This window comes from Exiguobacterium sp. UBA5002 (assembly GCF_002396765.1).
Lineage (GTDB): Bacteria > Bacillota > Bacilli > Exiguobacteriales > Exiguobacteriaceae > Exiguobacterium_A.
The window spans coordinates 61,165-81,192 of the sequence record NZ_DGYQ01000005.1; the positions used below are offsets into that span (position 1 = coordinate 61,165).

The window sequence follows — 20,028 nt, forward strand, 5'->3', positions numbered from 1 at the left end:
ATATTGATTATTCTATTACTTGGAAAGAAATTAAACGTCAGACATCGTACGAATGTACAACTGATAAACAACTAATAGATAGAGGGGTACTTCATGAAATATCTTATCGCACTACTCGGACTGGCTATCGTTTTTGGTTTGGCGCTCCTTGTCAGCAGCAATCGTAAAGGCATCAAATTGAAACCGCTTGCGGTCATGCTAGTTCTTCAGCTCGTACTTGGGTTCATTTTACTCAATACATCGTTCGGATATATCGTCATTCGTGGCTTCGCGAAAGTCTTTGAAAAACTGCTGAGTTATGCGGCAATCGGGATTGATTTCGTCTTTGGTGGACTAGCGAACGAAGGTGCACAACCGTTCTTCATTAACGTCCTGCTACCAATCGTTTTCATCTCTGCCTTGATCGGAATTTTGCAATTCACAAAGATTTTACCGATCTTGATGCGTGGGATTGGTTTTGTCTTGTCGAAAATCAACGGGATGGGGCGTCTCGAGTCTTACAACGCGGTTGCTTCAGCTGCGATCGGACAATCAGAAGTATTCATCACAGTAAAAAAACAAATTGGTCAATTACCAGCAAACCGTCTTTACACATTGTGTGCATCAGCAATGTCGACGGTTTCGATGTCAATCGTCGGTGCGTACATGACGATGGTAGAACCAAAATATGTCGTTACAGCAATCGTCTTGAACTTGTTCGGTGGTTTCATGATCGTCTCAATCATCAACCCATACACGGTTGACCCGGAAGAAGATATTCTTGAAATCGTCGAAGAGAAGCAAACGTTCTTCGAAATGCTCGGCGAATACATCATGGATGGATTCAAAGTCGCAATCATCGTTGGTGCGATGTTGATTGGTTACAATGCTTTGATCGGAATGGTCAACGATATCTTCCTGATGGTTCTCGGTATCTCGTTCCAAGAAATTCTCGGATACATCTTTGCACCATTCGCATTCATCATGGGTGTTCCATGGGCGGAAGCTGTCAGTGCCGGTAGTGTCATGGCAACGAAATTGATCACGAACGAATTCGTTGCGATGTTGAGCCTTCCAGAGTACTCAAAAGAATTCTCGGAACGCACACTCGGAATCGTGTCTGTCTTCTTGATCTCGTTTGCGAACTTCTCGTCGATCGGAATCATCGCTGGTGCGGTTAAAGGATTGAACGACCGCCAAGGAAGCGTTGCGGCTAGTTTTGGTCTGAAGTTACTCTACGGCGCAACACTCGTCAGTGTCTTGACGGCAATCGTCGTCAGCGTCTTGCTATAATCGTTACACATATGAAAGAGCAATGGATCAGCAGATCCATTGCTCTTTTTGTTTTTCATTCAGTTGATCCATGCGAAGCAATCCCGACACGGACACGATGATGTGTTCCGTCACGATAAACTTCAAAGGCGAACTGTGCGACGTTTTCCCGGGGAATCGGACCTGTCGGTGCAGTGAAACGTGTCGTCTCGATCAATAGGTCGTCAGCAGCAAGTGCTTTGTCTTCCGACAGTTGTGTTGGACAGATGACGGTGAAGTCGACGTCTGCATCCTTTAGAGTCAGATAAGCTTTCAAGTGATCCTCGGCTGCAATCGTCGAGCGTCGACGAGACTCACTCGATTGGAAACGATACTTCCCTGGTTCTTCTGATGCATCGAGAATGCCTGCTGTACCAATGAAGACGATCCGTTCGATGCCTGCTTCCTTCATCTTCGTGACAAGATGTGGAATCGCTGTCGAGAGGACCTGCTGTTGATCGGTACCGAGACAACTGAAGACAGCGGTGCTTCCTGCGAGTGCTTGTTCGAGATCCTCTGGATTTGTCGCATCTCCTGTCAGGACGTGAAGTCGGTCATGGACCGGTAAGTCCGGTGACGCGGAACGAACGAGTACACGAACGTCGTAGCCGTTTTCTAATAACCGATCAATCAAAGGTCGACCTGTTCGACCGGTCGCACCAAGTACAGTAACAGTAGTCATAAGTTTTCCTCCTTAGAGATCAAGTAGATGGGAAAAAGAGACGTGCGGTAACGACCGGACGTCTCTTGTTGGTTATTTATCCGCGAACATGACGCCAGCTTGACCGTAATCTGTTTTTTCCATCTCTTCGATGAAGACCGTGATGTTTTCTTTAGGAGCATTCGTCGTTTCCGACACTGCTTCCGTGACTTTTTCAATCAAGGCACGTTTTTGTTCGACTGTACGACCCGATAACATTTTAACCGTAACATATGGCATGACTTCATTTCCCCCTCTAGCATGATGACGATACGCCATCAGTATAGCGCATTCGATAGGGGATTCGTCAATTCGAACATCGTTTTCGAAAAAGAAGGGTATAAGGTAGGAGCTATTCTTGTCGGAAGCGAAGGTAGTCATACACATACGGCAGAAAAGGAGAGACATATGGACGCAATCATACGGAAGAAGATTCATACGTTACTGATTTTTGATCGGGCGTTACCGGAAGATACGAATTATCCGTTGTCTGGTGCTAAAGGACTCGAAGTCGCAGATATCGTCTTTGAACAGAACATTCCATTCGGACGACTCGTAACGGATAAAGAACTCGCTCAACTGCTGAATCAAAAAGAAGCAAAGCGATACGGGATGTTGACGTTGCTTGAAGACGATGTACGTTTCAAACCGTTGTTTCAAAATCGAAAACCGACGGCTGACATGGAAGAAGAGGTCGAGGCGAAAGTGCGAGAACTGGCGCATCAGTTACGTGCGATTCGATCGCGGTGTTCTTCGCTGGAACGTCTCTTTTTGTTCGGTCGTGCGGCGCAAACTCTGTTTGACCGCGCTTTGCTTCATCTTGAAGAGGTCAATCCCCCGGCTCACGAGGAAATTGCATCCATGACGTGTTATCGTCTCCCGACGATTCGCCGAGCATCAGAGGAACAATTACAGTTACTTCGTTATGAGTGACTGGTTGCAGACACCTCGGAATACGGTATGATAGAAGCAACAGGATTAAAAGGGGACAAAACACGATGGAAAAAAAGATTAACTTCAATATCATTTCAGATAACTCTACAGACGGTCACGGAGGATTTGGTGTCGGAACACTCAGTTTAAACAGTATGTCACCCGTCATCATTTCTCCGGAAGACGGCGAAGCTTACATCGATATGGGTGCGATGCACGCGAAAGCAGCAATCGAGAAACGCGTCAAGTTCACGACGGACAAAGCCGATACGCCAAACGGTAAATTGTACTGGATCGTCTGGGTGACGGTCGGTCGTAAGCCAGAAGGATTCTATTATGGTGGTGTCGCTGCCTGCGATCTGCTAGTCGATGCGGAAGCGCGTCGCGGATTCAAGATTCTTGCTGATCATGTCAATAAGATGGATAAATCCCTTAAAGGGCGGATCGTCGTCGATCACATGGATGAGCGTTCAAAGGAATTATTACGTGATTTCTTGCAGACACATAAACCTGAGATGTGGGAAAATGCTGACGCTGCTTTACATGAAGCGTTGGTCTAAAAAAAGAACGTGTGCCGCGGCACACGTTCTTTTTTTATGGTCGTTTTAGCGTCAGGACGACGAGTTCTGGATGATTGAACAGACGAAACGGAAACAGGCTGTTCCCGAGACCGCGACTGACGATCAGTTCCGTCTGTTGTTCCTGATAGCGACCTGCCGTCACCGCTGGAAAGAATCCTTGACCAGGCGCATACAGACCTTCGGTAAACGGCAGGCGGATCTGCCCGCCGTGCGCATGACCGGACAAGACGAGATCAACGGAACGCTCCGCATACAAGGATTTATATTCCGGACGATGCGCAAGCAAGAGCTGAAACGCATCAGGTGACACGTCTTGCAGTGCTTGATCGAGACTTTGACGAATCCCATCCGGTTCCGATAGCCCTTCGCGCCAACGTGTCGTCGTCGGGTCATCGATACCGATCAGCGAAATCGATTGACCTTGGTATTCGATGACGCGCGATTCATTCCGGAGAACGGTGACACCCAGTTGTTCAAGCTTTGGCAAAATTGTTAGATTGAGTCGCACCTCATGATTCCCGGTGACGAAGTAGACCGGATAGCGATCAACGAGCGCTTTCATGAGTGTAAGGACAGCTTCTTCACCGTTTCGCCTCGAGTCAATCAAATCGCCAGTCATGACAACGAGATCCGGCTTTTCGCGATCAATTTTCTTCAGTAGTCGTTTTTGTTCATTCCCGAACGCCTTGCCATGTAAATCTGCGATCTGCACGACGCGATAACCATCAAACGCTTCCGGTAAGCGACTCGACGTGACCATCATCCGTGAGACATCAATGACGTTATTTTCACGATATAAAAACCAGCTTCCTAAGGCGAGGACGCTGAGGGATACTAGCCAGCGTGTACGTTTTCGCATAAGCCACCTCATTTCTTTCTACTTCGCATAATTCAGGATAACAAAAAAGACCTCCTTCCGTATGCGACGGAAGGAGGAAATCAAAATGATTTAGGCATCTTGTTTTAAATCGGTGACTTCTTTTTGCGCATCGGGTTCATCCGATAAGTCCTTGAACAAAGCGATGACCATCATTCCGACGACGAAGATGAACGGGAAGGCGGCTAGAACAGCTGCTGCCTGTAGGGCACTCAATCCTCCGGCATAAAGTAAGACAGCGGCGATTGAAGACTGGATGACACCCCAAGCAAGCTTGATGCGTAAGCTTGGCATCAGGCTACCGCCAGACGATAGCATACCGAGAACGTACGTCGCGGAGTCAGCCGAAGTGATGAAGAACGTCGTGATCAAGAAGACGGCGACGATACTGAGGAACGTACCTAAGCCACCGAATGTCTCAAACAATGCGAACATTCCAGTTTCGACCCCTTTATCGTTGACCGTCGAGATCAGATCGACATTTTGGAACAATTCGTTCCAAATCGCTGATCCACCGAAGACAGAGAACCAAAGGAGACCAAAGATCGTTGGAACGAGCATGATGCCGATGACGAACTCACGAATCGTCCGTCCTTTCGAGACACGGGCGATGAACGTACCGACGAATGGTGACCAGGAAATCCACCATGCCCAGTAGAAGATCGTCCAATCGTTGATCCAGCCGCGTTCGTCTGGATTAAAGGCAGATGCCCGGAAACTCATGACCGGTAAGTTTTGCAAATAAGCACCTGTTGTTTGCACGAAAAGGTCCATGATGAAACTGAACGGTCCGAGGAACAGGACGCCAATCATCAACATAACGGCGAGGACGATGTTGGCGTTACTGAGACGAACGATTCCTTTATCGAGTCCTGATGCCGCACTCATCATGTAAAGTACTGACACAACGACAATGATAATCATTTGTGTCAGGAAGGAGTTGGGAATACTACTCGTTAGGAAGTTCAATCCACCTGAGATTTGTTGTGCTCCGAGACCGAGCGACGTCGCGACACCAAATGCCGTTGCGACGATGGCGAGTACTTCGACGGTACCTTTACCGGCAGAAGCATACCGAGGCTTCATCAGTGAAGCGACCGTGTCACCAATCGTAGCAGGACGTCCTTTTCGGAATGTCGAGTAAGCGATCGCAAGCGCGACGATCGCGTATAATGCCCAAGGATGTAATCCCCAGTGGAAGAATGAATAGCGCATCGCGAGGCGTGCTGCTTCCGTTGGATCATCTGTTGCGACTGGCGGTGTATGGAAGTGCGTCAATGGCTCTGAGACACCCCAGAAGACAAGACCGATTCCCATACCAGCACTGAAGAGCATCGCAAACCAAGAAATGAGACCATATTCAGGACGGTCCGAATCCTTACCGAGTCGGATTGAACCGAAGCGGGAAAAGATTAAAAAGATAGCAATGATTAAAAAAGCACTCATGCCGAGAAGATAAAGCCAGCCAAATCCGTTAGAGACAAAGGATTGTGCTTGAGCTGTGACATTTCCGAGACTAGCTGCACCGATTAGGGATTCCGGTAAGATTCCCCATATGGTAAAGAGCACACAGAAAATGACGGATACCATAAAGACTTTTGTGATCTTACTTTTTCGATTATTTTCCATCGTGTTCCACACCTTCTTTCGAATTTTACATAGTTGTTCTGTATCAAATGATGGCAACGACATTATCATTACCCCATCGTTCCGATAACAAAACCTAATCACGCAGGGTACTACCGTAACAAACATTTGTGTGGAAAAGCAAATTGACCGGGAAATGAGAATAAAGAAATCAATGTTTTTCAAGGAAGGTTAAGCAAAAAAGATTGCAATCAAGCGTTTTTAAAATAATGTGGAAATAAAGAAAAAGAAAACGTTAATACTATTATTTCCCGTTTCGTCTTAAAACTAACGTAAAGCTTGATATGAGCAAATCAGAGGCGGTCTAAAATCAGATTTGATATAACAAAAGCAGTCATCATTTTGAAGGAGGCATTTCTCATGGAAAAACAACAACAAAAACAAACAATTCTTGAAGCATTTCAATCTCGTCATGCGACAAAGGCATTTAATGGTCAAATGATCCCGGAAGACGATTTCCGGTTCATTTTAGAAACGGCGCGTCTGTCACCGAGCTCGTTCGGATATGAGCCATGGAACATGCTCGTTATTCAAAATCCAGAAATCCGAGAAGCCTTAAAAGAAATTTCTTGGGGCGCACAAGGACAATTGCCGACAGCGAGTCACTTCGTCTTGTTCCTCGCCCGTACCGGAGAACAAATGCAGGCAAATGGTCCGCATGTCAAGCAGATGATGGATTTCCTTGGTTTATCCGAAGAAGCGAAAGCTGGATGGACGAAGCGTTACGGTCTGTTTTTAGAGGAGGATTTCGCGATTGGTGATAACCCGAAAGCGATGGAAGACTGGGCAGCTAAACAAGCCTATATCGCACTTGGGAACATGATGTCGACGGCAGCACAAATCGGTGTCGATTCATGCCCGATCGAAGGATTCGACCAGCAAGCTGTCGAGCAATTACTCGTCGATCGTGGACTGCTTGATCGTTCTGTTTTCACGGTGCCGGTCATGGTCGCATTCGGTTACCGGGCAGACGAACCCAAACGTGAGAAGCAACGTCGTCCGCTTGATGAAATCGTGACGTTCGTCGAGTAAAGACGAAAGACAAAAATTTTCGAATTATATAGAAGTTTCTTTCGAAATTCGGTATACTCGCATTTGTATGATTAAGAAGCGCCGTAAACGCCACTCGCATACGAACAACTTTTGTCTTGATGAAAGAAAGGGGTTCTATCGCAAATGGAACAAAAATTAAAGTTATGGTTCACGGAACACCAAACGGAAGATTACGGTATCACATTCCGTGTCAACCACGTTTATGAGAGCGAACAAACGGAGTTTCAACGCCTAGAGATGGTTGAAACGGACGAGTTCGGTACGATGTTGTTACTTGACGGAATGGTCATGACGACAGATAAGGACGAGTTCGTTTACCACGAGATGGTCGCGCACGTCCCATTATTCACACACCCGAATCCAAAATCGGTTCTGGTCGTTGGTGGAGGAGACGGCGGAGTCATCCGTGAAGTCTTGAAACACCCGTCCGTCGAAAAAGCTGTTTTGGTTGAAATCGACGGAAAAGTCATTGAGTATTCGAAAAAATACCTCCCGAACATTGCAGGTGGATTGGACGATGCACGCGTCGAAGTCATCGTTGGGGATGGATTCATGCATATCGCAGAAGCAGAAAACGAGTATGATGTCATCATGGTCGACTCGACAGAACCAGTTGGTCCAGCGGTCAACTTGTTTACGAAAGGCTTCTATTCTGGTATTTCAAAAGCATTAAAAGAAGACGGCATTTTCGTCGCACAATCGGATAACCCATGGTTCACACCAGACTTGATCCGTGATGTTCAACGCGACGTCAAAGAAATCTTCCCGATCACGAAGCTCTACATCGCTAACGTTCCGACATACCCAAGTGGTCTTTGGACGTTCACGATCGGATCAAAGAAACATGATCCGCTTGCAGTTGCAGCAGAGCGTTTCCACGAGATCGACACGAAGTATTATACGCCTGAGCTTCACACGGCAGCTTTCGCGCTACCGAAGTTCGTTAAAGATTTGACGAACGGCTGAGTTCAGTCACTATAGACACACATGAACAGAGCGGTTTCGATCTTCGAAATCGCTCTGTTGTCAGGTAAACAGGCGTTTGCATCAGCAAACGGCAAATGAACAGGAGGAATGGATCATGCGTTTTGATGAAGCATATTCAGGAAAAGTCTTTATCGCGAGTCAACCGACTCACGAAGATGCAAAAGGAATTTTGTACGGCATGCCGATGGACTGGACGGTCAGTTTCCGTCCGGGTTCACGATTCGGTCCGGCACGTATCCGTGAAGTCTCACTTGGTTTAGAAGAATATAGCCCGTACTTAGATGGTGACATCGCTGACGCAAAATTGTTTGACGCGGGAGATATCCCGTTACCATTCGGGAATGCTCAAAAGTCACTTGATATGATTGAAGAATACGTCGATTCGTTACTGACAGCAGGCAAGTTCCCGCTCGGTATGGGTGGCGAACATTTAGTCACATGGCCCGTCGTCAAAGCGTTCGATAAACACTATAATGATTTTGTCGTACTTCACTTTGATGCGCATACGGACTTACGAGACGAATATGAAGGAGAGCCATTGTCGCACTCGACGCCACTCAAGAAGATCGCGAACTTGATCGGACCAGAGAACTGCTATTCATTCGGAATTCGTTCAGGTATGAAAGAAGAGTTCGAATGGGCGAAGACATCAGGTTACAACCTCTTCAAATACGAGATCGTCGAGCCGCTTCGTCAAGTCCTTCCGACACTTGCCGGTAAAAAGGTCTACGTTACGATCGACATCGATGTTCTTGATCCGTCAGCAGCACCAGGGACAGGGACACAAGAAATCGGTGGAGTGACAACGAAGGAATTACTTGAAGTCGTTCACATGATCTCGCGAGCAGACGTCGACGTCATCGGCGCGGATTTGGTAGAAGTATGCCCAGCGTACGATCAATCCGACATGACAGCGATCGCGGCAGCGAAAGTATTACGCGAAATGATGATTGGATTCATTAAATGAAAAAGCAAAAGAGACCGGACGTGATGTCGGTCTCTTTTGTTTTGCTCAGAAGAAGAACTGAATGACCCCGAACGCACCGAATCCGATGATTAGACTGGCAGACGTCCACTGGATGATACGTAAAGTGGGTGTCGCAAGCTGGTGCTTGAGCAGGTGCGTGATGTTCGCTAGAATGACCCACCAAGTGGCAGAACCGAGAAAAAATACCGATTAGAAACAAAAAGGCATCCTGTCCGTTCGTCATCGTCAATTTAAATCGTGCGAACAACGCCAGGAACAGTGTGATCGTCATCGGGTTCAAGAACGTCAGGAGTAAGACGGATAGATAGCTACTTAACCGTGATGAGGCTGTATCGGAAATTGAGGCGGTCGAAGAAGCTTGAAACAACGACGTCTTCTTCGTCCACTCCATCTGAAAAGGTGGATGAAGAGGCGTTCATACCAACGCGTATTACAATTCCGACGCTCGATGTGAAAGCGAACATCGAAGTCGTCGGGAAAGATAAACAAGGCCGGATGGATGTTCCGAAACAGACCGATCAGGTTGCTTGGTATAAGTACGGAGCAAAAGCCGGACAAACCGGAAATGTCGTACTAGCCGGACACTTGGATGATCAAGAAGGTCCCGCTGTTTTTTATGATTTAGCCAAGATGAAAAAAGGGCAACGGATTGAAGTGACGGGAAAAGCAGGACAACAGGTATCGTACGTGGTGACGAACGTCATGTCCTATCCTGTCGATGAAGCACCTGTCGGATCAATCTTCGGTGCGACCGTCATGAATAAACTGACGCTCATTTCATGTATAGGTACGTTTTCAGAATCAAAAGGATACGATCAGCGTCTTGTCGTCACAGCAGAACAAGACGAGTAAAGTAAAATAGGCAATTCTTATTTCGGTTAAAACCGAGAATAAGAATTGCCTATTTTTTAATGTGTTTCGGACGCAGCGACAAGATCCGTCGTCAGTGTCGTCAATCCTTGTGTCGTCTTACTGAGACCTTGGATCGTCTCGACGATTTGTCCGAGGTTTTCCTTGTTTCGTCCAAATAAGGTGAGGGAGTTTTCCATCTCACTCTTGACGGTTTGGATTCCTTGTTTGACTTGTTGCAATTCTTGCTGAGATGCGGTGTTGGCACGTGTGATGTCTTCCATCTGAGAAACGAGTTGTGTGATATTACCATTGTTCTTTTGAATCAGACCATTGATACTGCTACTTAATGACTTGGCATTTTCAGCAAGGTTCCGGACTTCGGTCGCGACGACAGCAAAACCTTTACCGTGTTCACCGGCACGTGCTGCTTCAATCGAAGCATTCAACGCGAGTAAGTTTGTCTGATTGGCGATTGCTTCGATGCTTTGCGTCATCTGGACGATGTCATCCGACGTCGTCTTCAATTCATGGATGCTTTCAAGCGAAGTACCGACTTGTTGTGTCGATTGAGCGAATTGTTGCTCCATCTGTTGCATCTGTCGTTCGTTGGCAATCGTCATTTGGACGAGCTGCTGACTCGTCTGCTCTGTCTGAGCTGTTTCTGCTAATACTTGTGAGGCGCGACGGCTCGTCTCAATGATGGCATGATCCGTGTGCTCGACGGAACTGGCAACTTCTTGACTGACACGAACGACGTCTGTCAAAAGTTGACGACGCGACTCGTTCGCTGCTGTCACTTCATGAAGACGAGAATCGACATACTGGCTCGTCACGATTTGAGCATCTAAGTTCATCGCATGTGTCAAAGCGAGTACGGCTGTCGTCAGTTGCGCTGGGTCATGCTGATAATGTTCGACGATTTTTGGAATCAACAACGTCTGAAACGCAGCATACGAGGCGATGAACCAAGTGACAGGAACGAAGTTATGTTTATGCGTCTGTCCCATTCGCATCCGCATCGCGAGGAATGACTCGTCCATGTTTCCTGTCAGTAGACTCGTGAAGTAGTCGGCGAAGACTTTCTTCAGTCGTTCGCGTGTCGATGATTGTTTCGCGATCGTTGCCATCTCTGGGTTCAATAATAGATGGTCAAGCACTTGCTCGAGGACCTCATCTAAGATGCCTTGAACGACAGGTGCCATCGATTTGAGCGTCTGTAGCTGTTCTTCTGTATATCCCATGTATACGAGACGGGATGTGAGATCAGGATCTGCCGTCTTTGTGATGAGACGGGAATCAGGAAAGCCAATGGTAGCTTGATAAGCCGCAGTAGTCTTACTTTTAAAAGGGTTACGCACGTAGTTGCCTCCAATACTCAAGATGTGAATAAAATGATGTCTGTCTCTTATCGGTTCATCTTGACGAAGCGATACTGGTTTTCGAAAAAAAGACGAGAATATTGAAATACATTGACCGGAAACAAAAAAACTCATGGCAAGTGCCATGAGGAGAATAGAAAAAGAACAGGATTAGACCGGTTGATCTTCCTGAAATGCTTTTTTAGCGTCCACGATCGAGCGCATTCGTTGAACGCAAGCTTGAACGAATTGAATGTCAATGGAGGTGAAACGGGTGACAGGTCCACGAGCTGACTCGGCACTGAATGTGAAGGTTCCGAGATTCCAAAGTTCGATTTTAAATCGTTTTCCTTTGTTGTCGTCGAAGTGTTCTACGAATTCGATTTTCGGTACCATACGAACCCCTCCTTACTCCGTACATTCCCGCTTTTCAAAAAATAAAAAAGCCAAACTGCGTGTTAGAAGCAGTTTGGCATGAAAATTTAAGCAGTCGGTACATCGTAGCCGATTTCTTCGATCGCATCGACGAGACGTTCACGAGGAACATCCTCGTGCTGGACTGTAACCTGGTTTTGTTCGAGTGAGACAGTTGCCTGTTGGACACCTTCGACTTCAGATAGAGCGGATTCGACACTCGCTTTACAGTGGTTGCATGTCATACCGATGACAGATAACGTTGTTTCTTTCATGATGAAGTTCCTCCTTCAGATAGTGGGGTACGTTTTAATCGTAACGCATTCGTCACGACAGAGACAGAGCTGAATGCCATCGCGGCACCCGCAAGCCATGGGGCAAGCAGACCGAGAAAAGCGACCGGAATGCCAATCGTATTGTAGCCAAGTGCGAAGACGAGATTTTGACGAATGTTTTTCATCGTCTGCTCACTCAGCTCGATCGCAAGTAAAACTTGTTTTAAGTCGTGTCCAAGCAACGTCACGTCGGCTGCTTCAAGAGCGACATCCGTTCCGCTACCGAGCGCGATGCCGACATCTGCTGTTACGAGAGCAGGGGCATCATTGATACCGTCTCCGACCATCGCGACACGTTTCGTTTGTTGAAGTGACTGAATGACATCTGCCTTTTCAATCGGCAAAACGTCAGCAAAGACGAACGCTGGATCCAGTCCCAGTTCTGTTGCTAAATGATCGGCGACTTCCCGGCGGTCACCGGTCAAGAGATATACTTCTTTTGTCTGGCGCAAACGCTGGATCGTTTCTTTCGCTGAATCTTTTAGCGCGTCACGGATGGCGTATCCGGCCGCGACTTCTCCATCGACAGCGACGTATACGAGAGTCGCTCCAGGTGATGTCCAATCAGGAAGAACGATGTTTCGTTCCTGCATCATTCGCGCCGATCCGACGATGAGATCATGTCCCATGATTTGTCCTGTGATCCCACGTCCTGATTCGACGTGGAACCGTTCGATATCAAAGACGACATCCCGTTCTGCTGTGATGGCGCGAGCAAGAGGGTGTTCCGATTGCCGTTCAAGCGCAGCAGCGAAATCGAGCGCTGTCTCCGTACCGAACGTTTCGACGACGACAGGGCGACCGACTGTCAGTGTTCCGGTCTTATCAAAGACGACAGCATCGACATGTTGAAGATTCTCGAGTTGAGCGCCCCCTTTAAAGAGAATCCCTCGTTCAGCCCCTTTTCCGGTTCCGACCATGATCGAAGTCGGTGTCGCAAGTCCGAGTGCACATGGACAAGCGATGACGAGCACCGCGATGGCAGGACGAATCGCTTCCGCAAAGGATCCACTGATCATCCACCAAGCGGCTAACGTCAGAAGCGCGATGGCAACGACGATCGGCACGAACACACCAGAAATTCGATCGGCTTGTCGTTGAATCGGTGCCTTTTCAGTCTGCGCTTGTTCGACGACGCGAATGATTTGTGCGAGAACCGTCGCTTGTCCGATCTTTGTCGCTTCGACTTGTAAAGATCCATTCGTATTCAGCGTACCGCCAATGACGGATGCTCCAACCGTTTTATGAATAGGCGCAGATTCACCGGTCAACATCGACTCATCGAGATACGCGTCGCCTGCACGAATGACACCATCTGTCGGAATTTTATTCCCAGGTTTTACGAGTAAGATCATCCCAGTTTGAATTGCATCGATGGAGACCGTTCGTTCCTGTCCGTTCTCTAAGACGACGGCTTCTTTTGCTTGTAGGGAGAGCAGACTTTTAATCGCTCCCGTCGTCTGTTGTTTCGCACGATCTTCGAGGACTTTCCCGAGTAAGACGAGTGTAATCAGAATCGCACTCGTCTCAAAGTAGAGATGCGGCATATCAGAGACGAGTAGCATTTCAGCAACGGAATAAAAGTAGGCTGCCGATGTTCCGAGTGCAACGAGGACATCCATGTTGGCACTCCCACTCCGTAAACTTTTATAAGCCCCACTATAGAAGGGCGCTCCGATGATGAATTGCACCGGTGTCGCTAAAGCAAACTGTAGCCACGGATTCATTAAGAATGGAAGGTGGAACGGACTGTTCGGAATATGCGTCAGCATGCTCGCGAGCAACGGTAACGATAGAATAGCCGCGATGATAAAGCGATAGAGCATCCGGCGATTCGATTTTGTTGCGTGTGGTGCTTGTTTGACCGTTGCCCCGTAGCCGATTTTTCGGATTTTTTCGATGATTGCTTGATCGTCATAGGCATCAGAAATCGAGACACGAGCGGTTTCAAGCGGCAAGTTGACCGTGGCTTCGACCCCGTCCATCCGGTTGAGGACTTTTTCAATCCGGGCGGAGCAGGCGGCACACGTCATCCCTTCAATATCAAACTCAATTGTTTTTGACATCAGAAACCCCTCCTTACTTTTTCAATCGAGCGATGACCGCCATCAACTCATCGACGTAAGCGTCCGTACTGTCTTGACGGGTGGCGACTTCATGCATGCACATCTTGACATGACGTTCGATGATTTGTAGTTCGACTTGTCGTAATGCTGCTTGAATCGATGCCGTTTGTGTTAAGATATCGATGCAATACCGATCTTCAGATACCATATTGGCAATCCCGCGGACTTGCCCTTCGATGCGCTTTAGTCGTTTCATCAACGCATCTTGTTCTTCGTTCGTTCGTGGAACGACGGGGTGATCGTGTGTCATAGTCGTACCTCCTTTAGTAATCTTGTTGTTATCTTCACTGTAACATATAGGTATGGGGGGTACCAGTATTTAGCTTAAGAAATAAAAAACAGTCGCGAGAGGCGACTGCTTTTGTACTTATTGATTGGAAACTTGTGGTTTGACGATCGTTTCGTTTAATGAACGTTGATCGCTAATGATGTCTTCAGCTTGTGTTGCCCGTTTAATGAAGAAAGCAAGGACGAATGCTAGGCCAGCGATGAACGTCGAGATGAAGAACGCATAGTTGATTCCGTCGAGCGTTGCTTGCATCGTGATCTGCTGTTTCAGAGCAGCAGCCGCTTCAGCTGTCGGTTGACTCGTCATGTTCTTCGCCGCTTCAGCCGCGAGTTCTGTTCCACGTGTCTTCGCATGCGTTGACATGATTGTTACAAGCAACGCTGTTCCGATCGCACCGGATACTTGTTGCAGCGTATTGTTCATCGCTGTTCCGTGTGGATAGTAGCGCGTTGGTAACTGGTTTAAACCGTTCGTCGAGACTGGCATCATGACCATTGACATCCCGAACATCCGTAACGAATACAGGACGATCAGATGCGTATACGTCGTATCCATCTCGAGCTGACTGAAGTAGTAGCTGGTAACGACTGTGATGAACAAACCAGTCAACGCAAGAGGACGTCCACCGATTTTATCAAACAGTTTCCCGTTGATTGGTGACATGACGGCCATCAAGATGGCACCCGGTAATAGCATGAGACCCGCATCAAGTGGTGAGATACCGCGAATCGTCTGGACATAGATCGGAAGCAATAACATGCCCGAGAACATCGCCATCGTGACGACCATCGAGATGGCAGAAGACAAGGCGAACATCGGGTAACGATAAATCTTGAAGTTGAGCATCGGACGTTCCATATGGAGCTGACGGTAAATGAATGTCACGAGTGCGATGACTCCGACGATCAGCGCACCGTAGACGTGGAAGCTGTCCCAACCTTTAGAGCCAGCTGAGCTGAATCCATACAGTAAGCCACCGAAACCAAGTGACGAAAGTGCCACGGAAGCGAGATCGATCCGAGTGGCAGACCGTTCCTTGACGTCACGAAGTAAGAAGAAACCAGCGACGAGAACGATCAAGGCGATTGGTGTGATGAAGTGGAATAACATCCGCCAATCGTAGTGCTCGATGATCCAACCAGACAACGTCGGTCCGATCGCTGGGGCACCCATCATGATTAATCCGAAGAATCCCATTGCGGTTCCGCGTTTTTCAATCGGGAAACTGACGAGCATGACGTTCATCAGTAACGGCATCATGATTGCAGAACCAGATGCTTGAATCATTCGTCCTGCGAGCAACACAGGGAAGACATCTGCGAATCCGGCAAGAATCGTTCCGGTCGAGAAGAGGGTCATCGCAAGTAAGAACAAGCGACGAACCGAATACTTTTGAATCAAGAAAGCAGATGTCGGAATCAAGACACCATTGACGAGCATGAAACCAGTCGACAGCCATTGAGCAGTCGATGGTTCGATCGCTAGATCCTTCATGATCGAAGGAAGGGCGATGTTGAGCAAGGTATTATTTAAGAAAGCGATGAATGCCCCGATCATCAAAACGGCGAGGATGCCGTAAGGAGCTCGAGCTGTGTGAGTTGCACTTTGTTGCATGAATATCCTCCTAACTAAACTAACGGTACAGATTTATATACGGTCGTTCTATCTGTAGTTTATCTTAATCCGATTTAGTTCGAATTACAAATAATAATAGCTAAGAAAGATAATTTTATTTTTTATGTAGTTTTGAAAGCGTTTTTCTAAATGAGGAAAATGATTCGTAGGAAATAAAAAAGCGCAATCCTTCTCGTTAGAGGAAAATTGCGCTTTGTCTTCAGTTTGAAACAGCCAGAAGCTTGTTTCATAATTAGCGTTACTGAACGTTCGTTTCGAGTGCATCCTTTGTAATGTCGTAGTGAGATGCTGTCCAGACAGATTTGCCGTCCTGAATGAAAAGAACTTGTGGCGACTCATGTCGGACATTATAGTGTTCAGCGATGTGATTCGATAAGGTCCGAGCTTCTTGGACGAAAAGATACGCCGTTGGAACAGACGTTTCATCCGCGAACTTCGTATACTCCGAGAATCCTGCGGCACTGATCGGGCATGTCGTGCTGTGTTTGCAAATCACGAACGCGGTATGTTCGGACGCAAATTGATCAAAATCAGAAATAGATTGCAGTTTACGTGGTTGTGTCATGTATATCACCCTCCATACGTCCGGAGACGTTCACTTAACTTTAGATTTTCCCGGTAATCGACCGGACAGTCAATCAAAACGGGTCCATCACTTGCAAATGCTTGGTCAAGACAATGTGCGAGGGAGCCATGTTCACCGACACGGAGACCGAGTGCGCCGAAAGCATGAGCCAGTTGAACGAGGTCTGGATTGTCAAACGTGATGTAGGACGACCGCCCATACGCTTGTTGTTGTTTCCATTCAATCAGTCCATAGGTACCGTCACGCCAAATCAACACGACAAGTGGAAGCTTCAAACGAACGGCGGTCTCGAGATCCTGACCATTCATCAAAAAGGCACCATCTCCAGCGGCACAGACGATTCGCCGGTCCGGATACAATAGTTTGGCTGCGAGCGCACTCGATAAACCATAGCCCATCGAAGCAAACCCGTTGGAAATGAATAATTGATCTGGACGTGTCGTTTGATAATGGCGTGCGAGCCAGACTTTGTGTGCGCCGACGTCTGAGAAGACCATGCCATCCTCCCCGACGGTTCGTTCGAGTTCACGAACGATACTTTGAGGGTGTAAAGGCAGGGCAAGCGAGTACGTTTCTTGAATTTCGTCGCGTAATTTATCGCGATCTTGTTGCCAGTCGTTCCACGCACGCTCGGGCAGTAAAGGAGTCAATACAGTCAGCATATCGACGAGTGGTCCGACTAGGTTCGCGACAACCGGATAATAAGCATCGATTTCGTGAGGATTTGTATCCAAATGGACGATCGGTGTCTTTTTCGGGTTCCATTTTTGCGGAGGTAACTCCGTAATATCGTAGCCCACCGTAATGATGAGGTCACTCGCATCGAGAATCCGCTGGTTGTAATCGACGTCTGGTAAACCGATCGTGTGTGCAGCGAGCGGATGGTGTGAAGAAATCGCTCCTTTTCCCATCATCGTCTCGACGACGGGAGCTTGAAGCTTTTCGACGAATGCTCGAAATGCATCGAGTGCTTGCTGCCGATGGATGCCAAATCCAGCAATGATGACCGGACGTTTTGCTCGTTCGATCAGACGTAAGGCATCGGGATCATCAATCGTCAAGGAATGGAGATGTGTTGGCGTGCTATCTTGTTGCAAGGGTGTCGCTGCTTGATCACGTTCTTGTTTTGCGATGTCTTCTGGAAAAGAGATATGGGTTGCCCCTGGTTTTTCGCTTTTTGCTGTCGCAAAGGCACGTCGAACGATTTCTGGAATGACCTCCGCTGACAGAACGGACGTACTGGACTTCGTGACCGGACGATAGAGGTCTACGAGATCAAACATTTGATGCGATGCTTTGTGTTGCCGTGCTGTCGCTCCTTGACCAGTGATCGCGACGACAGGGGAATGATCCATCGTCGCACTTGCAATACCGGTCATCATATTGGTCGCACCGGGACCAAGTGTCGATAGGCAGACACCCGGTCGTCCACTCAGGCGACCGAACATCGCTGCCATGAACGCGGCGTTCGTTTCGTGACGTGTCGTGATGAAGGTGATCGACGAACGACTGAGTGATTCGAGTAATGTGATGTTTTCCTCACCGGGAACACCAAAGATATGCGTGACGCCCTCTGCCTCTAAACATTGGACGAACCAATCCGCCGCGTTCACGCTAGTCCACCAATTGAAATGTACTTCGTCTCGAGATACGCTTCGAGTCCTTCACTACCACCTTCGCGTCCGAGACCGGATTGTTTCATTCCACCAAATGGTGCTTGCGCAGCAGAAGGAACGCCATCATTCCAGCCGACGATTCCATAATCAAGCCCCTCGATTGCACGAATGGCACGCGCGTAATCCTTTGTAAAGACGTACGAAGCGAGACCGAATGGTGTCTGGTTGGCGTAACGAACCGCTTCCTCATCAGAACTGACACGCTGGACGGGAGCAACAGGTCCGAACGTCTCCTCGTTCATGATCAGCATGCCGGGTTTTACGTCCGCGAGAACGGTTGCTTCATAATAATAGACATCGTTCTCCTCATCCGTCGTTCCTGTTCCGCCCGTGACGACTCGTGCACCAGCGGATGTCGCATCATCGACATGTTTTTTGACTTTATCGTAACCCGCTTTATTGATCATCGGTCCAATCTTCGTCTCAGCATCCAAACCATTTCCGGTCTTCAGCTTCGCTGTCTCTTGCCCGAGTTTTTCAACGAACGCATCATAGATCGAGTCGGATACGTAAATCCGGTTTCCGCAGACGCACGTTTGACCGCCATTACGGAATTTCGACTTAATCGTCTCAGCGACAGCTAAATCAAGGTCACAGTCATCAAAGACGAGAATCGGTGCATGTCCGCCGAGTTCAAGCGACATCGCTTTGATCGTCTCTGCTCCTTGAGCCATCAGTGTCCGTCCAACTTCGGTTGAACCAGTGAAGGTGATCTTATCGACATGCGGATGTGTCGCGAGTGATTCACCGAGTGCTTTCCCGCTACCTGTAACGGCATTAACGACGCCTTCTGGAATCCCGACTTCCTGACAGAGTTCAAGAAGACGAAGCGCGGTAAGCGGAGTCGCTGTTGGTGGTTTGATGACAAACGTACATCCGGCGACGAGTGCTGGAGCAAGCTTTCGGGTAATCATGGCCGCCGGGAAGTTCCATGGTGTGATCGCAGCAACGACACCAACCGGCTGTTTGATGACTTGAAGTCGTTTAGAAGCATCATGTGTCGGAATGACACGTCCATAAGCGCGTTTTCCTTCCTCTGCAAACCATTTGACGAAGTTTGCGGCATACTGCACTTCACCTTCTGATTCAGCGAGCGGTTTCCCCATTTCCAGCGTCATCAGGCGAGCCAGTTCATCTTTTTTCTCAATCATCTTCGCATATAACTTCTCGAGCAGTTCGGCACGTTCGTAGACTGTCCGTTTCGACCAATCAGGAAATGCCTTCCGTGCTGCTTCTACTGCGTCGTTGACGTCTGATTTTGTTCCGTTTGGTACACTACCGACGACTTCCCCAGTAGCTGGATTCGTAACATCTGTCCGTTCTCGTCCGTGATCCAGCCATTGTCCGCCAATAAAGAATTGTCCCTTCATCCTGAAAATCCCCCTTTTTTACATGCATTGGTAAGGGTATACCCGAACGAAGAAAAAAAGATTCACTTTCGGAAGGAAAGGTTATGCAAAAGGGTAGAAATCGACCGATAAACAGTGTAGGATAATTCAGTAAATGTAATGTAAAATGACTTGAAATATTCAGTGGGAACGAAGAGTGACAACCGTTGATGTGAAATGGTGGAATCACCCCCGAAACATTGACTTTAAAAGTGGATTTGATAAGATGAAGGTAGAGGAATTGCGCAATCGGTTGCGCAATGTATAGAAGTTAACTGACTAATGAAAACAACACCCCAAAGACTGACCTACG

The 20,028-nt window shown here is 47.8% G+C and carries 20 protein-coding genes; 7 read left to right on the plus strand and 13 right to left on the minus strand.

What is annotated here, in order from left to right; translation table 11 throughout:
* Positions 1-93: 93 nt before the first annotated feature.
* A complete protein-coding gene (locus B4C70_RS01060; RefSeq protein ID WP_290776405.1) occupies positions 94-1,272 on the plus strand; it encodes a NupC/NupG family nucleoside CNT transporter in 1,179 nt (392 codons plus the stop codon).
* 55 nt (positions 1,273-1,327) lie between these two features.
* On the opposite strand, the gene B4C70_RS01065 is transcribed toward B4C70_RS01060, so the two are convergent.
* Positions 1,328-1,972 (minus strand): NAD(P)-dependent oxidoreductase, encoded by a 645-nt coding sequence (locus tag B4C70_RS01065; RefSeq protein ID WP_290776407.1) that lies wholly within the window; start codon positions 1,970-1,972, stop codon positions 1,328-1,330.
* A gap of 72 nt (positions 1,973-2,044) precedes the next feature.
* Complete coding sequence (locus B4C70_RS01070; protein ID WP_023466792.1) at positions 2,045-2,230, minus strand: 2-hydroxymuconate tautomerase; 186 nt, start codon at positions 2,228-2,230, stop codon at positions 2,045-2,047.
* Positions 2,231-2,398: 168 nt separating this feature from the next.
* On the opposite strand from B4C70_RS01070, the gene B4C70_RS01075 reads away from it, so the two are divergent.
* Both B4C70_RS01075 and B4C70_RS01080 read left to right on the plus strand, forming a co-directional pair.
* Positions 2,399-2,923: a hypothetical protein gene (locus B4C70_RS01075; protein WP_023466793.1), complete on the plus strand. Its 525-nt coding sequence runs from the start codon at positions 2,399-2,401 to the stop codon at positions 2,921-2,923.
* 65 nt (positions 2,924-2,988) lie between these two features.
* Positions 2,989-3,483 carry a YwhD family protein gene (locus tag B4C70_RS01080; protein ID WP_023466794.1) on the plus strand — a complete coding sequence of 165 codons (495 nt, stop codon included), beginning with the start codon at positions 2,989-2,991 and terminating at the stop codon, positions 3,481-3,483.
* Between the two features lie 34 nt (positions 3,484-3,517).
* On the opposite strand, the gene B4C70_RS01085 is transcribed toward B4C70_RS01080, so the two are convergent.
* Positions 3,518-4,363: a metallophosphoesterase gene (locus tag B4C70_RS01085; RefSeq protein ID WP_290776409.1), complete on the minus strand. Its 846-nt coding sequence runs from the start codon at positions 4,361-4,363 to the stop codon at positions 3,518-3,520.
* A gap of 90 nt (positions 4,364-4,453) precedes the next feature.
* A complete protein-coding gene (locus B4C70_RS01090; protein WP_290776411.1) occupies positions 4,454-6,010 on the minus strand; it encodes a BCCT family transporter in 1,557 nt (518 codons plus the stop codon).
* 378 nt (positions 6,011-6,388) lie between these two features.
* Here B4C70_RS01090 and B4C70_RS01095 point away from each other — a divergent pair, with 378 nt between their 5' ends.
* From B4C70_RS01095 to B4C70_RS01110, 4 genes are all read left to right on the plus strand, one after another.
* Positions 6,389-7,060 (plus strand): NAD(P)H-dependent oxidoreductase, encoded by a 672-nt coding sequence (locus B4C70_RS01095; RefSeq protein WP_290776413.1) that lies wholly within the window; start codon positions 6,389-6,391, stop codon positions 7,058-7,060.
* A 144-nt stretch (positions 7,061-7,204) separates the two neighbouring features.
* Positions 7,205-8,047 carry a polyamine aminopropyltransferase gene (gene speE / locus B4C70_RS01100; protein WP_149426674.1) on the plus strand — a complete coding sequence of 281 codons (843 nt, stop codon included), beginning with the start codon at positions 7,205-7,207 and terminating at the stop codon, positions 8,045-8,047.
* Between the two features lie 115 nt (positions 8,048-8,162).
* A complete protein-coding gene (speB, locus tag B4C70_RS01105) occupies positions 8,163-9,035 on the plus strand; it encodes an agmatinase (protein WP_290776416.1) in 873 nt (290 codons plus the stop codon).
* Positions 9,036-9,395: 360 nt separating this feature from the next.
* On the plus strand, positions 9,396-9,908 hold the full coding sequence (locus tag B4C70_RS01110) for a class F sortase (RefSeq protein ID WP_290776418.1): 513 nt from the start codon (positions 9,396-9,398) through the stop codon (positions 9,906-9,908).
* Between the two features lie 56 nt (positions 9,909-9,964).
* Here B4C70_RS01110 and B4C70_RS01115 read toward each other — a convergent pair whose 3' ends face one another.
* From B4C70_RS01115 to B4C70_RS01155, 9 genes are all read right to left on the minus strand, one after another.
* Complete coding sequence (locus B4C70_RS01115) at positions 9,965-11,266, minus strand: globin-coupled sensor protein (protein ID WP_290776420.1); 1,302 nt, start codon at positions 11,264-11,266, stop codon at positions 9,965-9,967.
* Between the two features lie 171 nt (positions 11,267-11,437).
* Positions 11,438-11,662 (minus strand): hypothetical protein, encoded by a 225-nt coding sequence (locus B4C70_RS01120; protein WP_023466807.1) that lies wholly within the window; start codon positions 11,660-11,662, stop codon positions 11,438-11,440.
* An 86-nt stretch (positions 11,663-11,748) separates the two neighbouring features.
* Positions 11,749-11,955, minus strand: a complete 207-nt coding sequence (locus B4C70_RS01125) for a cation transporter (RefSeq protein WP_035399161.1) — start codon at positions 11,953-11,955, stop codon at positions 11,749-11,751.
* Positions 11,952-14,081 carry a heavy metal translocating P-type ATPase gene (locus B4C70_RS01130; RefSeq protein WP_290776422.1) on the minus strand — a complete coding sequence of 710 codons (2,130 nt, stop codon included), beginning with the start codon at positions 14,079-14,081 and terminating at the stop codon, positions 11,952-11,954. The genes B4C70_RS01125 and B4C70_RS01130 overlap by 4 nt, the downstream gene beginning before the upstream one ends.
* Before the next feature lie 13 nt (positions 14,082-14,094).
* On the minus strand, positions 14,095-14,391 hold the full coding sequence (locus B4C70_RS01135; protein WP_195866168.1) for a metal-sensitive transcriptional regulator: 297 nt from the start codon (positions 14,389-14,391) through the stop codon (positions 14,095-14,097).
* Between the two features lie 117 nt (positions 14,392-14,508).
* Positions 14,509-16,044 (minus strand): DHA2 family efflux MFS transporter permease subunit, encoded by a 1,536-nt coding sequence (locus B4C70_RS01140; protein ID WP_290776424.1) that lies wholly within the window; start codon positions 16,042-16,044, stop codon positions 14,509-14,511.
* 259 nt (positions 16,045-16,303) lie between these two features.
* Positions 16,304-16,630 carry a bacillithiol system redox-active protein YtxJ gene (gene ytxJ / locus B4C70_RS01145; protein WP_214729646.1) on the minus strand — a complete coding sequence of 109 codons (327 nt, stop codon included), beginning with the start codon at positions 16,628-16,630 and terminating at the stop codon, positions 16,304-16,306.
* A gap of 5 nt (positions 16,631-16,635) precedes the next feature.
* On the minus strand, positions 16,636-18,264 hold the full coding sequence (locus B4C70_RS01150; protein ID WP_290776427.1) for an acetolactate synthase large subunit: 1,629 nt from the start codon (positions 18,262-18,264) through the stop codon (positions 16,636-16,638).
* Positions 18,261-19,697, minus strand: coding sequence for an NAD-dependent succinate-semialdehyde dehydrogenase (locus tag B4C70_RS01155; RefSeq protein WP_023466816.1), 1,437 nt, complete (start codon positions 19,695-19,697; stop codon positions 18,261-18,263). The genes B4C70_RS01150 and B4C70_RS01155 overlap by 4 nt, the downstream gene beginning before the upstream one ends.
* Between the last annotated feature and the right edge of the window lie 331 nt (positions 19,698-20,028).